This is a genomic window from Geomonas sp. Red32 (assembly GCF_023652955.1).
GTDB lineage: Bacteria > Desulfobacterota > Desulfuromonadia > Geobacterales > Geobacteraceae > Geomonas.
Map to the genome: position 1 here is coordinate 62,307 of NZ_JAKLOY010000004.1, position 14,591 is coordinate 76,897.

Here is a 14,591-nt window from a genome sequence, read left to right on the forward strand (position 1 = left end):
CTAAAGAGCAATTAAGGTGTCGGCCTTTTGATATGTAATTGAGTGACCAGTGCGGGTTGTAGACCAGGCAGGCTCATGGTGGGATGCATGGTAAGCCTCCACTCCGTTTCTGAAACGTGTCGCTACTCGTCTGATTATGCCGATTTCACCTTCAGTTAGTTCCTCGGCTTGGCTCGCGTCAGCCTCCATGATTGCGCTCACCAGATCTCGATAATTGTTCAGTTGCGGGCCTTGTGGAAGTGCCGCATAGGTCGCACCTGTCATACCTCTGCCCAATTCACGATAGGCAATCATATCGGCAAACCAGAGGTATTTCGCACTGTAGAGAAACCGGTCGTTGGGTTTAAGCAACGTTTTGCGCAAAACACGTTCAAATTCTCTCAGTACGAGCTTTATTCTCTCCAGCGATAGCTCCCGGTTGCCGCAATAAGGATCGGCGCAGCAATCTTTCTTCTCCAAAAAATGCCGCAAATGCTGGTCCATCGCTTTGTTTTGCACCAGCCCATTCTCCCACCTTTTAACACTGGCGACTCCCACACACATCGATTCAGCAAGCTCGGATTGGCTGATGCCCAGGCCTTCCCTCAGTGATTTAATCCTGTGGCCCGGCAATAGTCCGTGTTTCTCCCGGTAGACATCACTGACATAGCATTGCACCTTGTGTGCAACCTCTATACTGGTTGCCTCAAGGTGGCATTTATCGCAGACGTCGGCAACGTACTCAACGTTAAAATCTTCCCCCCTGAAGGTGACTTTTCGCGTTACCGTTTTCGGGGACATCGTGGATGAATCATTGGGGCACACTTCTTTCATGGTTCACCTGTTTTTGTGCAATGAGACTAGCCAGAGGGTATCGTTATGGATGGCGAATTTCAGGTATATCACTCGGCCGAACCAGGTCGAATCCACCCTGAAAGCAAAAAGATCGGCACCCTTGATCCCCACCTCGTACGATTTCTGTGGTGGATGAGCCCCCGCATAGGTTTCCGGGCTTGCCTCCTCCAGAAGAGTAACCAACACATCATTAAGCTCATCGAGAGTATATTCCAACTCGTCCGCGTCCGAGAGGAGGCTCTCTAGATCAACGATTTTGACCCGCGATTGAGACAAGGCCACGGCAGCGGCCCTGATCTTACCCGTGATTTCTCGGTGCGATGGTCTGGGTTTCACCCGGGTCTCCCTGATAAAAACGGTATCATATGATACCAAAAGGGTCAATAACCTACCCTCTCCGAAGGGTATCATCTGATACCTGACGCTCGGAGGGAGGTGTTATTTCTTGATCCGCTCTTTAATTGATCTTAGCGGATCCACCCCCCTAAAAGTGCGCACCATCTCCAGGCAAGTCTCAAGGAACGAGTACTTCTCCTCGTAACCGGCTGACGGGTCCTGAAAAAGCGATGTCAGGTGCTCCCGGACCTGCTCGAGCGAAGGGTCTGCAAGCCGGGCATCCGTGTTGACCATGTCTATTGCCTCGATGACGGCGTCGATGTCATGAAACATCAGCGGCCTCAACGCAGCCTCTTCAAACCTGTCGCGCCAACTTCCCTGTAAAGGGGGCAGCAGTTGCAAAAAGCTCCTGATCATGAGGTTGGCGTACCTAAACAACTCCTCAAAAACGTCAGGCTCCAATTCCATCCGGACAAAGGTCCAAATGTTATTGATTCGCATCTGCACCGGCGGGTGTGATGCCCGCGACACCTGCACACCTCGTAGCCCCTCCATTCGCCGGAAAAGATACAGCACCAGGACAGCTCCGGCTGCGACATAAAAATTATGCACCGCCGCCAGTGCATGCCGGTAGTCCTCGACCGCTTCCGACGGATCCCGCTTGGTAAAAATCGAAGAGATCGCGTGATCTTCAACCGTCTTATCCAACATACCGAACCTGATGGCGGTCAAGTCAGCCATAAGTTCCTGGTTCCACTGCATCCGAAAATCCTCTTCTGGCTGGCCTGCATGCACGTGCCCCAGCAGTACATGCGCGTACTCGTGGCCGAAGATGAAGTTTTTCATACCTGAGTCCAGGAACTCCCAGAACAGTTTATGCAGTTCGTCGAATACGGGGTACTGGTACTCCACCGCCACGCCCAAGAGAGACCGATCCACCATCTCAATGAGCGGCAGTCCTGCCGGATCGGGATCACGCTTCCAGTTCACGGGAGCCACGACAAACGGATTGAGTTCGACGTGATTGGCAATCACGCACGATGCCAGTGACGAAGCGATCCAAAGGCCGCGGCTGATCACCACCAGCCATTCGCTAGAGTTTTCGATTTGTACGACCTGCGCTGCAGGGGTGCCGAGTTCGAGGGTGCCGAAGTAGACCTCCTTTAGTGCCGCGTCCGCGGGGATTTCCGGCACTTTGGGGATCAACTCCTGTAACCGTTTCTGAATGCGGTCCAGGATGTACATGTCCAGGATGGACTGTCCCTTCGGGATAAGAGCGGAAATGGCCTTGAACTCCTCCCCTGCTATCCCTCGCATGTCGTCTAGGTAATCCTTTGCAGAGGGGGGGATGACGCCGGCGGATGCTGCTTCCGCAATTATCATCATCATTTCTTCTTTGGATCGTTTGTCGTAGTCGACATCCGATTGCTTCGCTAACGCCGTCAACAATGCCGCCGCCCTTGGGCTGATCAGTAGTTGCATGCCTGCCATGTCACCTCCTGAGAATCTACAGAATGAAAAGTAGCGCCCATATTGTTCCGGCCAACCAGAAGAGTAGCCAGATGACGGAGAACACAAGGATTCTTCTGACGGTAACGCGGTAAAGCTCAAAGAGATCATCATCAACACGCTTTGGAAGCGGTATCGAAAGCGCAATTCCGAATCCGGCGGAGATGAAGAGAAGGAGGATACCCATGCGCAGCCCCCCAGGCACAGGCGGCGTCAGCTTTGCCAGCGTAGCCAGTGCGCCTAGGGTGGCGGTCGAGGTGGCAAAAAAATATTTACCGAGATCGTGCGCCACCGCTGGGGCAGATTCCAACTCCTTGAGAACCCACTTTTTCGTCACTGTGGCAACGTCATCACCTGTTAGCCTCAATGTCATGGCCCCACCTCCTTCCTGACGCACTCGTACCGGTAATAGTACTTCCCGCACCGGCGGCACTCTCTCGGCATCTCCTTTGGGAGGAGTGGGCTGATGCTGAACCCCTTCCCTTTGACGTTACCAGTGCCGGCGTCGTTAGGAAAAAGGACCTCGTCATCATGCACGGGACACAAGTACTGGGCCATTGGCTTCTCCTTTCACTTTTTGGCTTTCCTGCCCTTATACGAGGGCGGGTTAGTTAAAGGAACGGGTTTACCGTCGACAGCACGTTATGGAGTGAGCGTCGGGGTACGGATGAGCAGCGAGTAGGTCGAGGGGAGGGGATCAGGGACTGGATGGTATGGCGTCGGACCCAGGGAGCACTATGCGCGCTGGACGCTGCCTAAAGGTAATAGTGCCACTCAAGGCAACAATAGCAACCTGAAGGTTTCCCGGAATGGGCCGGAACTCACGCCCCCTTGCCCCTTAGGGGGGACGGGGCGTGGAGGCGGGTGAGGGAGGTAGTGAAGGGGGAAGGGGTTGAATTCGTTCTCACCGGCTCTTCCGGCGGTAGGCGATTCCCAGCTTGTCCAGACGCCAGCGGAGGGTGTTCGCGTTCATCCCCAACAGCTCGGCGGCGCCGCCGGGGCCGTGGATCTTGCCGCTGGTGAGCTTCAGCACCTCGGTGATGTGGGCGGCCATCGCCTCGTCCAGCTTGAGCGGGAGGTGCGGCCTCCCCTCCTCCACCGCAGCAACCGGGCTCCGCCGCTCCTCGCCACTTAAGACGGTGTCGAAGGTGAGCGCACCGCCACGGTGCCTGATCAATTCCCGCTCCACCAGGTTCTCCAGCTCCCGCACGTTCCCCGGCCAGTCGTACTCCATAAGACGCATCAGCGCCCCCGGCGCGATGGAGGGGGGCATGCCGATGCCGAGCTCGCGGCTCTTCACGGTCACGAAGTGCCGGGTCAGCGCGGGGACGTCCTCCTTCCGCTGCCGCACCGGCGGGATCATGACCGGGAAGGTGCTCAGCCGGAACCAGAGGTCCTCCCGGAAACTCCCCTCGCCGATCATGTTCTGCAGGTTGCGGTGGGTCGCCGCGATCACCCGGATGTTCACCGGTATGGCCCGCTTCCCCCCTACCCTTTCCACCTCCCGGCTCTGCAGAACCCGCAAAAGCCGCACTTGGGCGGTCATGGGAAGCTCTCCGATCTCGTCGAGGAAGATGCTCCCCCCCTCCGCGCGCTCGAAACGGCCACGGGTTTCGGCAACCGCCCCGGTGAAGGCCCCCCGCTCGTGCCCGAACAGCTCGCTGTCGATCAGGCTCTCGGGAATCGCGCCGCAGTTGACCTTGATGAAAGGGCCGTCCTTGCGCGGGGACGAGAAGTGGATGGCGTTGGCGATGATTTCCTTCCCGGTCCCGGTCTCCCCCAACAAAAGCACGGTGCTGTTAAGGGGCGCCACCTGCCGTACCGCCTCCATCACGTTGCGAAGCCCGGTGTTGCCGCCGATGATCTCCTCGCCCAGGTGGCCGTACAGCTCCCGGTTCAAGAACCGCTTGTCGTCGAGGAGAATGTCCTGGTAGCGGAGCACCGCCTCGTGCGCGAGGGCGTTGGCGAGCGCGATGGCAAAGGGCCTGGTGACGTACCCCATGATCTCCGCCTGCTCCTCGCTGTATCTCCCTTCCCCGTGTGCCCGCAACGTCAGCCCCCCGATCGGCTCGGAATCGAGATGCAGCGGCACGATCATGTCCGAGTTCCCTTCCAGCTTTATGAGCGGGGCCATGGTCTGGAAAATCTGGTCGTCCATGTCCGCACTGGCTATGAACGGCTCGCGGAAACAGCGCTCCTTGATCCTCTCGACGATCTCCTCGGGTAACGGGATGATCTCGTCGGGGGTCTCCGACCCTTCCGTCCCGACGTAGGCGATGCGGCGCAGGGCCCCCAGGTTCTGGTCGACGATATTGAGGAACAGCTCGTCCAGGGGCAACTGCTCCCGCAGATACACGAAGGTATTGCGGAGCGACTCCTTGATCTCGAGGCTGCTGCAAATCCGTATGGTCACTTCCCTGATGAATTCGTCCCGGTTTACCATCGCATCTCTCTCCTTCCGCCTTTTCCGCATCCCAGCCCCGTTCCCGGCTCCCTTTCCCAGAGAGCTATGGGCCGGCTGCGGGCGATTACAACATGCCGTAGTCTACGCCACAATCACAACATACCACAACACAAAATACAGCATACCGTGGTCTGAAATGGCCAGCCGTCAGCAATCGGCCGGAAATACTAAGGTTACCATCCTGGCACGCTCCTGGCTAATGAGAGACCGGAGCCCGCAACCGGCGGGCGAGGAGAGCGTCATGGCGAACCTGCTGTACGTAACATGCTTCCTGAAACCTATTCACCGTTCCCGCGGTCTTTCGCTGGGGTACGAATTCCTGGAGGAGTACCTGCGCTGGAACCCGCGCGACGAGGTGCACGTGCTCGACCTCCACCGGGACAACATCCCGCGCATCGACCAGGACGTGCTGCACGCCTGGGAGCGGATCAGCGCCGGGGAGAGCTGCGGGTCGCTGAGCGAGGACGAGCGGCGAAAGATCAGCCGCATCTGGCGGCTCGCCGACCAGTTCATCGCCTGCGACAAGTACGTCTTCATCACCCCCAGCTGGAACCTCTTTTTCCCCGCCGAGTTCAAGACCTACATCGACGCGGTCACCGTGCCGGAAAAGAGCTTCCGGCTGACCCAGGAGCGTGCCGAAGGGCTCCTGGCCGGGGAGCTCAAGAAGTCGCTCCACATCCACGCCTCGGCCCCCTTCAGCTACGGTAACGAACGGGATCTGAGTGCCCCTTACCTTCGCTCCGTGTTGAACTTCCTCGGCGTGACCAACCAGGAGACGGTCCTCCTCACCGGGTGCGACGATCCGCAGCAGGGGCCGTCCAGTGAGCACGGCGACGCCCGCCGCAGGCTTCTGGACCTGGCCCTTCGCTTCTGACCTCCCTCCCCTTCAAGGAGGGCCGGGGCGAGGATGGGGTGGAGAAAGATGAAACGAAACGGGAGGCAGGGCAGTGACATTCATAGTGGCAGGGACCATCGTTCTGTGGGTTGTAATCGCGCTGGTGGCGATCTTCACCCGCTCGGGAAAAGAGAAAGAAGACCGGTAATCAACGACACCACGAGGGAGAGTAAACGGTGATGAATCTAAGAAGTTATGTAATGGCAGCCATGCTGGTGGCGGCGCTGGCGACCACCTCCTCGGCGGAAACCCTTTCGCTTCAGCAAAGCCTCGACAGTGCGGCGCACAACAACCCAACCCTCAAGGTCTCGTCCTATAACAGCACGATCGCCCGGGAAAACGAACGGGTGGCCGCCAGCGGCTACCTCCCCAGGGTGGACGCCAAAGGGGGATACACGGCACAGCTCGACGCACAGTCGATCGCGATAGCGGGCATGTCGGCCCCCACCCAGCAGGCCGATTACGGCTTCTTCTCGCTGGGGATCGGCCAGACGCTCTACGACTTCGGCCGCACGAAGTCGCAGGTGGAGCGGGCCAAAGCCCGGAGCGAGGAGGCGCGCCAGGGGTACCGCGCAACGGAGCAGGAGGTATTTCTCCGCGTGGTCCAGGCATACTACGGGATCCTCGAGAGCCAGAAGCTTTTGGCCTCCGCCGACGAGGAGGTTCGCCAGATGGGTGGACACCTGAAAGATGCCCAGGCGAAGTTCGACCAGGGGGTGGTGACCCGTAACGACGTGCTCCAGGCGGAGGTCAAGCTCGCCAACAGCAAGCAGCGGCGCCTGGAGATCGCCAGGCAGCTCGACAACAGCTGGCTCCTCCTCAATTTCCTAACCGGCCGCGAGCCCGGCTCGCGGGCCCAGCTCGAGGATACCCTCGGGCGCAGCGAATCCCCCTCCGTCAAGGCCACCCAAGCCGACCTCGCGTCACGGCCCGACCTCTTGGCCGCCCGGGAAGCGGTCGCCGCCAGCGAAGCCGACGTGCGCGAACAGCACACGAACTTCCGGCCCGAGCTGTATGTACAGGCGGGGGCCGAATACCAGCAGAACCGCTACGTCAACGAGCAGACCATCCTGGCCGCCACGGTCGGGATCCGGTTCAACATCTTCGACGGCTTTGCCAAGGACGGCCGTCTGCGCCAGGCGGTCGAGGTGCGCTCGCAGAGCGAGGCGAGCCTGCGCGAGGCCGAGCAGTCGGCGCGGCTCGAATACCAGACAGCGGTAAACGATCTCCAGGTGGCGGGCGAGCGGATCTCCACCAACGAGAAGGCAGTCGGCCAGGCCGAGGAGAACCTCCGGCTCAACCGCAGCCGCTACGAGGAGCAGATGGGAACCTCGACCGACGTCATCGACGCCCAGATCCTTCTCACCCAGGCGCGCACCGACTATTTCCAGTCGCTCTTCGACGAGCGCGTGGCCCGCGCCAGGATCAGGAAAGCCCTCGGTACCCTGTAATTTTACGCCCCTTATAGATATCGAAAAATACCACGGAGGATGTCATGGAAGAGATGGTGAATACGGTGGAAGAAGTAGTAGGCACGGTGGAAGGGATAGGCAGCGAAGAGGCGAAGCCGGTTGGGCGCAAGCTGGCAATCCGTGCCGCGGTAGGGTTGGTGGTCGCCGCCGCGTTGGCGTGGGGAGGGCATCTCTACGTCGAGGGGCAGCGGCGGATCGAAACCGACGACGCCTTCATCGAGTCCCACATCCACGCGGTTTCTGCCCGGGTGCCGGGGACGGTGACCAAGGTGCTGGTCAAGGACAACCAGTTCGTACACAAGGGGGATCTCCTCCTCACCCTGGACGACCGGGACTACGCGGTGAAAGTATCGAGCGCCCAGGCTGACCTGGACATAGCGAGAAACGACACCACCGGGGAAGCCGCCCAGGTCGAGGCGGCCAAGGCCGACCTGGAGCGCGCGAGGGCGCAGTTCGCCCAGTCCGAGCTCGATCTCAAGCGGGCCCAGGTGCTGGTCGGCCGCGAAGTGATGCCGCGCGAGCAACTGGAGAGGAGGACCACCGACCGCAGCGTGGCGGCGGCGCAGGTCAAAGGGGCCGAAGAGAGGCTCCGCGCGGCGCAGGCCGCCCTTGGGCTGGTGGGAGGAGGCAAGGCCGGTGCCCGCGAAGCCAAGCGCCAGTCGACCCTGGACGAGGAACGCCTGAACCTCTCCTACACGAAGATCTACGCCCCCGCCGACGGTTACGTCACCCGCAAATCGGTCGAGCCGGGGAACCGCGTGCAGTCGGGACAATCGCTTCTTGCCGTGGTGCCGCTCGAAGACTCCTGGATCACCGCCAACTATAAGGAGAGCCAGCTCACTCATGTCCGCCCCGGCCAGAAGGTTTCCTTCAAGGTGGACACCTACCCCGGGCGCGAATTCACCGGGACCGTGGAAAGCATCATGGCGGGGACCGGCGCAGCCTTCTCGCTGCTGCCGCCCGAGAACGCCACCGGCAACTACGTGAAGGTGGTGCAGCGGGTGCCGGTGAGGATCGCCATCGACCGCGCGAGCGATCCCAACGCACAGCTGAGAGTGGGGATGAGCGTGACCCCGGTCATCCAGGTGGAGCGGAACACCTCCGCGATCGTGAAAGAGCTCTTGCACCTCTCCTAGCCGGGGGATCGGAGGATGAACATGCAGGACAAAACCAACACCGCCAACAAATGGCTCATCGCCCTCGCCGTCATGCTCCCGGCGTTGATGGAGGTGATCGACACCTCGGTTGCCAACGTGGCGCTTCCCAACATGCAGGGGAGTCTCAACGCCGGTACCGACGAGATCACCTGGGTCCTCACCTCCTACATGGTGAGTAACGCCGTCGTGCTCCCGATCACCGGCTGGCTTTCCCGCATGTTCGGCCGCAAGCGCTTCCTGATCACCTGCGTGATCCTGTTCACCCTCTCCTCGCTTTTGTGCGGAGCGGCCCCCAACCTGGCGACCCTGATCTTCTTCCGCATCGTGCAGGGGGCGGCCGGCGGCGCGCTGATACCGATCAGCCAGGCGATCCTCCTGGAGAGCTTCCCCCACAGCGAGCAGGGGATGGCCAACGCCATCTTCGGCATCGGGGTGATGTTCGGTCCCATCATCGGCCCGGCACTCGGAGGCTGGATCACCGACAACATGACCTGGCGCTGGATCTTCTACGTCAACATTCCGGTCGGCATCGCCGCCCTCGCGATGGTCGGCCGCTTCGTGACCGACCCACCCCACGTCACGCGGGGTAAGGCCACCATCGACTACTGGGGGCTCACCTTCCTGACCCTCGGCATCGGATCGTTGCAGATCATCCTGGACAAGGGGCAGCAGGACGACTGGTTCAACTCCCCCTTCATCGTCATTTTCACCGTAGTTTCGGTCGTCTCCCTGCTCCTCACCGTCTGGGTGGAGCTGAGGCATCCGCACCCCATCGTGAACCTGCGGCTCTTCAAGAACGTTTCCTTCCTGGCGGGGAACCTGGTGATGTTCATGATCGGGTTCGGACTGTACGGGTCGCTGATGGTGATCCCGCTCTTCTTGCAGACCCTGATGGGGTACACCGCGACCCAGGCGGGCCTCGTGCTGGCGCCGGGAGGAGTGGCGACCCTTCTTTTGATGCCGCTGGTGGGAGCGGGGCTCTCCAAAGTGGACGGCCGGAAGATCGTCTTCGCGGGTCTGGTGATCTCCGCCTGGTCGATGTTCATCTGGCGCGGATTCCCGCTTGCAACCGCCTATGGCGACTTCCTCTGGCCGCGGATCGTGGCGGGGGTGGGGCTCTCCATGCTCTTCGTGCCGCTCACCACCCTCACCCTTGGTGGTATGAAGCCCGAGCAGATGGGGGATGCGACCGGCCTCTACAGCCTTTTGCGCAACATCGGCGGGAGCGTCGGCATCGCCGCCACCTCGACCCTCTTGGCCCGTTACAACCAGATGCACCAGAACCTGCTGGTATCGAGGCTGAACCCCTTCAATCCCGTCTACCAGGAGAAGGTATTCTCGATATCCCAGGGGTACGCCGCCCGCGGAGTTGGTCCCGCAGACGCGCAGCAGTTGGGGGTAAGCTCCGTCTACCGGTTGTTGCAGCAGCAAGCCGCCATCCTCTCCTACAACCGCGTCTTCTGGATCCTGGGCCTGGGTTTTCTGGCCGTCATCCCCTTCCTCCTCCTGCTGAAAAAGCCGAAACCCGGCGCCGCCCCCGTCGCCGCCCACTGATTCTTCTTCTGAAACATGAAAGCCCCCGGCTGCATCGGCAACCGGGGGCCTAGGTCCCCTCCCCTTCAAATCTACCCTCACCCCTGCCCCTCGCCCCTTTAGGGGAGAGGGGCAGGGGTGAGGGAGGTGATATCACAAAGCCCTAAGCGAAACAGGCACCGACCAGGGCCCGCGCCCGTGGCCGCTGAGGACCCTCACGCGGAACCAGTACAGTTTTCCCGGTTCCTTCTCCCCTACTTTGATCCCCGTGGCGCGAGGGAAGGTATCCACATCGCTCCAGTTCGACTCGACCGCCGGGTCCCCTTCGCAGATCTGTATGTCGTAGGCCCTCGCACCCGACACCCTGCCGGCCCTCAGGTCAAAGAAACCGGAATCGAGAGCATGCCTGACGGAAAGGTCCGTAGAGGGGACCGTGGGGGCCGCCTTCACCATTTCGGACTTCAGCGGGAATCCCGTAGTTCTCAGCACCTCCAGGTTGCCATCGGCAGCGAGCTCGACGTAGCTGGCGATCTTGGCGAGATGAGTCTTGGTCTCCAGATGCAGGGCATTACGCTCGGCAAGTTTTAAAGTGTCACGGGTCTGGGCGTTTTTGATTGCGGCATCGAGTTTATCGGTTGTAGTTGCAAGCGTGTCGAGAGACGGGACGAAGTGAGGCCAAGGCTCGGCGAAGTTCTCGAACGAATGGTTGGTGAGCATAGCCTTTACCGTTCTGGCCAAGGCTACCGTTTCAGCAGCACTCGTCCCAAATCTCCGTACCACCCACGTTATTTGTGGCGTCATGACGGGTCTCCTTTCAATTAATTTTTACTAATCATAGCGGCATTCCGTGGCAGTGCAAGCGAGGAAGCAATTTTTTCACCCCGTACGGGGCGCGGAGTGACGCACCATGGACGAGTTTTGCCGTCAAAAAAAGGCCGGGAGAACCCGGCAGAGTTTTGCAGTGCACGAACCAAGATTCTTCGCGAAAACAACGCCCTCCCAAGCGCCTAGAAATATAGGGCTTTTGGCCACTACAGTTGAAGAATCAAAATTGTTAGCGCGCATCTTCCTTTTCTTCGCGCACATTCTCCTTTTCTTAACGCAAAAATGGAGTTTCTCTGCGCAAAGCCACCGCGATCGAATCGCCCAACGAAGTTCTCGACGATCTCCGGCAAAATACGTGGTTCAGGTTTGGAAATTGGCCGGCTTGGATTTCAAAAGGAGAGAAGAGAGCGGCAACGGTGTAAGGCAGGAAAGGACTGTCGTCGCCCAACAAGCAAAATTCGAGGTATACGACGCCGAAGATGCAGTTCCCAAATCGGTTGGCGTAACGTAAGCAGCAGTTTTTGGTGCGTCAAAATGTGGCGTTTTGAGGAAAAAAATGGCGGGCGTAAAACTGAAAAGCCCCTGGCTGCGTGGAGCGGCCGGGGGCTTTGAATTTGTTTGGAGCGGGAAACGGGGTTCGAAGGCCTCATAAAAAGGCAAGTCAACCTTGAAAAGGGTCATAAAATCAAACTATTACAAATTGTTACCTGAACCTTCAGTGTGTCTAAAGTCCATTACAGTTCAACTGAAAACAGGTTCATTCGGCAGGTTCAGCAACAATTCGGGTACACTAACGGGTGCGCCCTTGACCTGCGCGGCGATTGTATGCCGCGCCAGTGTCCAAGGGCGTGTTGGGCGTTACAATTTCTATCACAAAGATAGAAAATGCAGAGTGACCCTTCATTTTTTTTGCTCACCAGTCGCCTGTTCGGGTTATTCCTGTTCCTATTTCATTGAAGAATGTACAATGGCAGTTTTAGCTTTTTCAATGCAATTTTCGTAGGTCCTTTTGCCCCAACTCCAGACTCCCACTAGTTCCACTTTGTCTGCTAGTATTTTATTTTCTTGAAGGACGGCCTCGTAATCTTCGCTAAAACAGGCAAAACGCAGGTAATAATTGTGCATCCGGGGAGCGTTGTAGTAGTAGACCAGTTTTTCAAATGATGGTTTAAGAGTATTCCACGGGAATTCAGTAAATACTCCTTTGTAGGTTAATTCGTCCACCATGTTTCCAGCAAAACGAGCCATAAAACTTTCGCGGTCAGGTTTATCAAGGCCTGCCATTTCCTTCCTGATTAAACGTCCCAGCTCACCTGGTTGACCACCCCACTTGGGCTGCAAAAACTGCGCACGATAAAGAATGTTGTAATAGAATTGGGGTTCAGCAGCCCTGGCATCAGCATAGTTCTTCTCAATCACCTCTTCGGGTTCATGCAAAAGAAAGGCTACTCGGAAGCGAAGCGTATGGAGCATTGGGCAATCTGGGCCTTTAACTTGCTGCTTCAACACTTCCTGGGCACGGGCAAGGCGTTCTTTGAATTGTTGCCAGCCTTCGTCCGTTACTTTATCGGCGTAACCTTCACCACGGGCATCGACAGCCCAATCAAACAGCCCCTCTCCTAAAGCAGTCTGCGATATTGCCGAATCAGGAAAAGCCGCTCGCCAGCGGACAAGGCGATCTATATATTCCTTCCAACCATTCTTATCGCTGGCATATGGATCGCTCAGGTTATTAATGAATAAGTATATCCGCCAACTGCCATCGGCAAAGCGGGCCTTACGGGAAATCAGGTCGCGTGCGTAGCTCTCCAACTCGGCAAATCGTTCTTCACGCAGCAATCGCGCTACTTCAGCATTTTGTTGCACACTGGTAATCTTGTCTAGCTTAATGGTGGGAGTCGGTTCTGTTTCGCTTGCTTTTACGGTGGTTGCCAAACTAAAGCACAAGACAACGTTGATGCATACGAGCAGTGCCAAGAATGTTCTGTTTATTGCGAGCATTTTTCATCTCCGGTTCATAAGATATTGGGGCACAACTACTTATTGAGCGGTTCACGCGCGCGTGCGTGAACCTGTGATCTTCCAGAAAGGGATATTTAGCTCATGCACATTAAGGCAGGCATTCCCCCATCTTGGCGCCAGGGGGTTGGAAATACATGCAATTTCATATACCATGCGCTCCATTGTAAGGAAAGAATTATTAGGAGTTATAATGCTAGCTGTCGAAAAGTGGGCTCAAGGTAAGTCACAGTACATTGCCCTGTTTGCACCATCTATAGCCGCCTTCGCTAGAGAAATCCCGGATATCCTCAAGTACCAGAAAAAACACCGGCTCTTGAGCCATACCTTTTCTGTCCCGGACCTCCCTTCCTGGTCCGCGCTGTATCGCTTTCACCATCGGTACACGGATCCGCTTTATGGCATGATCTTTCAAACTTCAGAATACGGCCAACGACTAATTACATTGATGTCTGAATTCCAGCGCCTCTCCCGAAATCCTGATTTGCTGAAAGAAATGGTTTTCACATCTGAAGAAATCAAAGAAGGGCAGACATATTGGAATGAACTTCAACGAATGTCCTTTGATGACATCCAGGAAGACATTTCTGGTGCCCCTATGACGCCAGAAATGCGGACTTCTTTTCAACAGTACATGGACGCGAACGAAACGGAGTTCGCCTTCCTGTTCCTGGTCGCCATCCCCTGCTTGCTGATCTACAAGGAATGGCCCTCCTCCTTATACCGAAAGGCGGTGGTACGCGGCGATACTGGTGCAATCCACAAGCTACTTCGTCTTGATCCCTTCACCCTCCACGATTCGGCCATCGGTAAGCAGATTCAGCACGTCCGTATCCACGGGCGGCAAGCTGTTTACGAAGAGCTTCTCAGCGCACCACTCAAACCTCTCAAGGTCAAGCTGACAAGCCGTACCATAAAAGACATGCTCGCCGGGTTCATCTCCTTGCTTGCAGAAAAGCTCAAGCAACCTCTCACCTCAACTGAAATCCGAGATCTCTTCGACGCCGTTGCAAAGGATACCGATAAGCGTGATATAGACACCAGCCTTCCAGAAAGTCAGGAGGCATATTCAAAGGTTATCCAGCTTAACCGCCCAGACTGGGAGCCAATGTTACGCCCCGGACAGAAAAAACTAAAGTAGCGTCCGGGTAGTTCTCCCGCATCCGTGGCAAACCTCCCAAGAAAATTTATCCTTGGAGGTTTCCATGAAAATGTCCGACAACAACATCATTCCCGCAGAACAGCGCGCGTCCCAGGCCACCGGTGAGAGTCGGGACGGGGCGGCTCCCGACGTACCGGTGGCGGGTGCGGGGAGCTTTGCGACCGCAAGCGAGCAGGAGGAGGCTTTGCCTCCGACCACCGAAGGCGACCTTGTCGCCGAAGGAAGCATGGCGGAACCTGTAACACGCCATGCGCTAATACCACACCTCGAAAATTTCCAGTACCTTCTCTGCGGCTTTGACTCCCTTGACATCGGTCTATTCGTGGAATAGGGAACTGACTGGCCGGTAGTTCTCAAAACTCTCCAACAGCTCAAAGATCACGCA

General features: G+C 57.7%; 15 protein-coding genes. 7 read left to right on the forward strand and 8 right to left on the reverse strand.

All coding sequences use genetic code 11. From position 1 onward, the window contains the following. The 6 genes from L4X63_RS11860 to L4X63_RS11885 form a co-directional block, all read right to left on the reverse strand. Positions 1–813, reverse strand: a complete 813-nt coding sequence (locus L4X63_RS11860) for a type II TA system antitoxin MqsA family protein (protein ID WP_250678848.1) — start codon at positions 811–813, stop codon at positions 1–3. A gap of 3 nt (positions 814–816) precedes the next feature. After that, positions 817–1,245, reverse strand: coding sequence for a type II toxin-antitoxin system MqsR family toxin (locus tag L4X63_RS11865; protein ID WP_250678849.1), 429 nt, complete (start codon positions 1,243–1,245; stop codon positions 817–819). A gap of 27 nt (positions 1,246–1,272) precedes the next feature. Further along, complete coding sequence (locus L4X63_RS11870; protein ID WP_250678850.1) at positions 1,273–2,661, reverse strand: phage exclusion protein Lit family protein; 1,389 nt, start codon at positions 2,659–2,661, stop codon at positions 1,273–1,275. Positions 2,662–2,677: 16 nt separating this feature from the next. Then, positions 2,678–3,052: a hypothetical protein gene (locus L4X63_RS11875; protein ID WP_250678851.1), complete on the reverse strand. Its 375-nt coding sequence runs from the start codon at positions 3,050–3,052 to the stop codon at positions 2,678–2,680. Then, on the reverse strand, positions 3,049–3,237 hold the full coding sequence (locus L4X63_RS11880; protein WP_250678852.1) for a hypothetical protein: 189 nt from the start codon (positions 3,235–3,237) through the stop codon (positions 3,049–3,051). Before L4X63_RS11880 ends, L4X63_RS11875 begins: the two co-directional genes overlap by 4 nt. Positions 3,238–3,583: 346 nt before the next feature. Beyond that, positions 3,584–5,122: a sigma 54-interacting transcriptional regulator gene (locus L4X63_RS11885; protein WP_250678853.1), complete on the reverse strand. Its 1,539-nt coding sequence runs from the start codon at positions 5,120–5,122 to the stop codon at positions 3,584–3,586. A gap of 262 nt (positions 5,123–5,384) precedes the next feature. On the opposite strand from L4X63_RS11885, the gene L4X63_RS11890 reads away from it, so the two are divergent. The 4 genes from L4X63_RS11890 to L4X63_RS11905 all read left to right on the forward strand — a co-directional run bounded on the left by L4X63_RS11890 (position 5,385) and on the right by L4X63_RS11905 (position 10,221). Next, positions 5,385–6,017 (forward strand): FMN-dependent NADH-azoreductase, encoded by a 633-nt coding sequence (locus L4X63_RS11890; protein ID WP_250678854.1) that lies wholly within the window; start codon positions 5,385–5,387, stop codon positions 6,015–6,017. A gap of 200 nt (positions 6,018–6,217) precedes the next feature. Continuing rightward, on the forward strand, positions 6,218–7,489 hold the full coding sequence (locus L4X63_RS11895) for a TolC family protein (protein ID WP_250678855.1): 1,272 nt from the start codon (positions 6,218–6,220) through the stop codon (positions 7,487–7,489). 44 nt (positions 7,490–7,533) lie between these two features. Continuing rightward, positions 7,534–8,646: an HlyD family secretion protein gene (locus L4X63_RS11900; protein WP_250678856.1), complete on the forward strand. Its 1,113-nt coding sequence runs from the start codon at positions 7,534–7,536 to the stop codon at positions 8,644–8,646. Between the two features lie 21 nt (positions 8,647–8,667). After that, on the forward strand, positions 8,668–10,221 hold the full coding sequence (locus L4X63_RS11905; RefSeq protein ID WP_250678857.1) for a DHA2 family efflux MFS transporter permease subunit: 1,554 nt from the start codon (positions 8,668–8,670) through the stop codon (positions 10,219–10,221). 132 nt (positions 10,222–10,353) lie between these two features. Here the strand turns inward: L4X63_RS11905 and L4X63_RS11910 are convergent, their stop codons facing one another. Then, positions 10,354–11,001: a fibronectin type III domain-containing protein gene (locus L4X63_RS11910; protein ID WP_250678858.1), complete on the reverse strand. Its 648-nt coding sequence runs from the start codon at positions 10,999–11,001 to the stop codon at positions 10,354–10,356. A 106-nt stretch (positions 11,002–11,107) separates the two neighbouring features. On the opposite strand from L4X63_RS11910, the gene L4X63_RS11915 reads away from it, so the two are divergent. Next, entirely contained in the window at positions 11,108–11,536 is a 429-nt protein-coding gene (locus L4X63_RS11915; protein ID WP_250678859.1) for a hypothetical protein, read from the forward strand. A gap of 434 nt (positions 11,537–11,970) precedes the next feature. Here L4X63_RS11915 and L4X63_RS11920 read toward each other — a convergent pair whose 3' ends face one another. Then, positions 11,971–13,002, reverse strand: coding sequence for a DUF4034 domain-containing protein (locus L4X63_RS11920; protein WP_250678860.1), 1,032 nt, complete (start codon positions 13,000–13,002; stop codon positions 11,971–11,973). A 235-nt stretch (positions 13,003–13,237) separates the two neighbouring features. Here L4X63_RS11920 and L4X63_RS11925 point away from each other — a divergent pair, with 235 nt between their 5' ends. Continuing rightward, complete coding sequence (locus tag L4X63_RS11925; RefSeq protein WP_250678861.1) at positions 13,238–14,185, forward strand: hypothetical protein; 948 nt, start codon at positions 13,238–13,240, stop codon at positions 14,183–14,185. 64 nt (positions 14,186–14,249) lie between these two features. Beyond that, positions 14,250–14,537: a hypothetical protein gene (locus L4X63_RS11930; protein WP_250678862.1), complete on the forward strand. Its 288-nt coding sequence runs from the start codon at positions 14,250–14,252 to the stop codon at positions 14,535–14,537. Positions 14,538–14,591 lie beyond the last annotated feature (54 nt).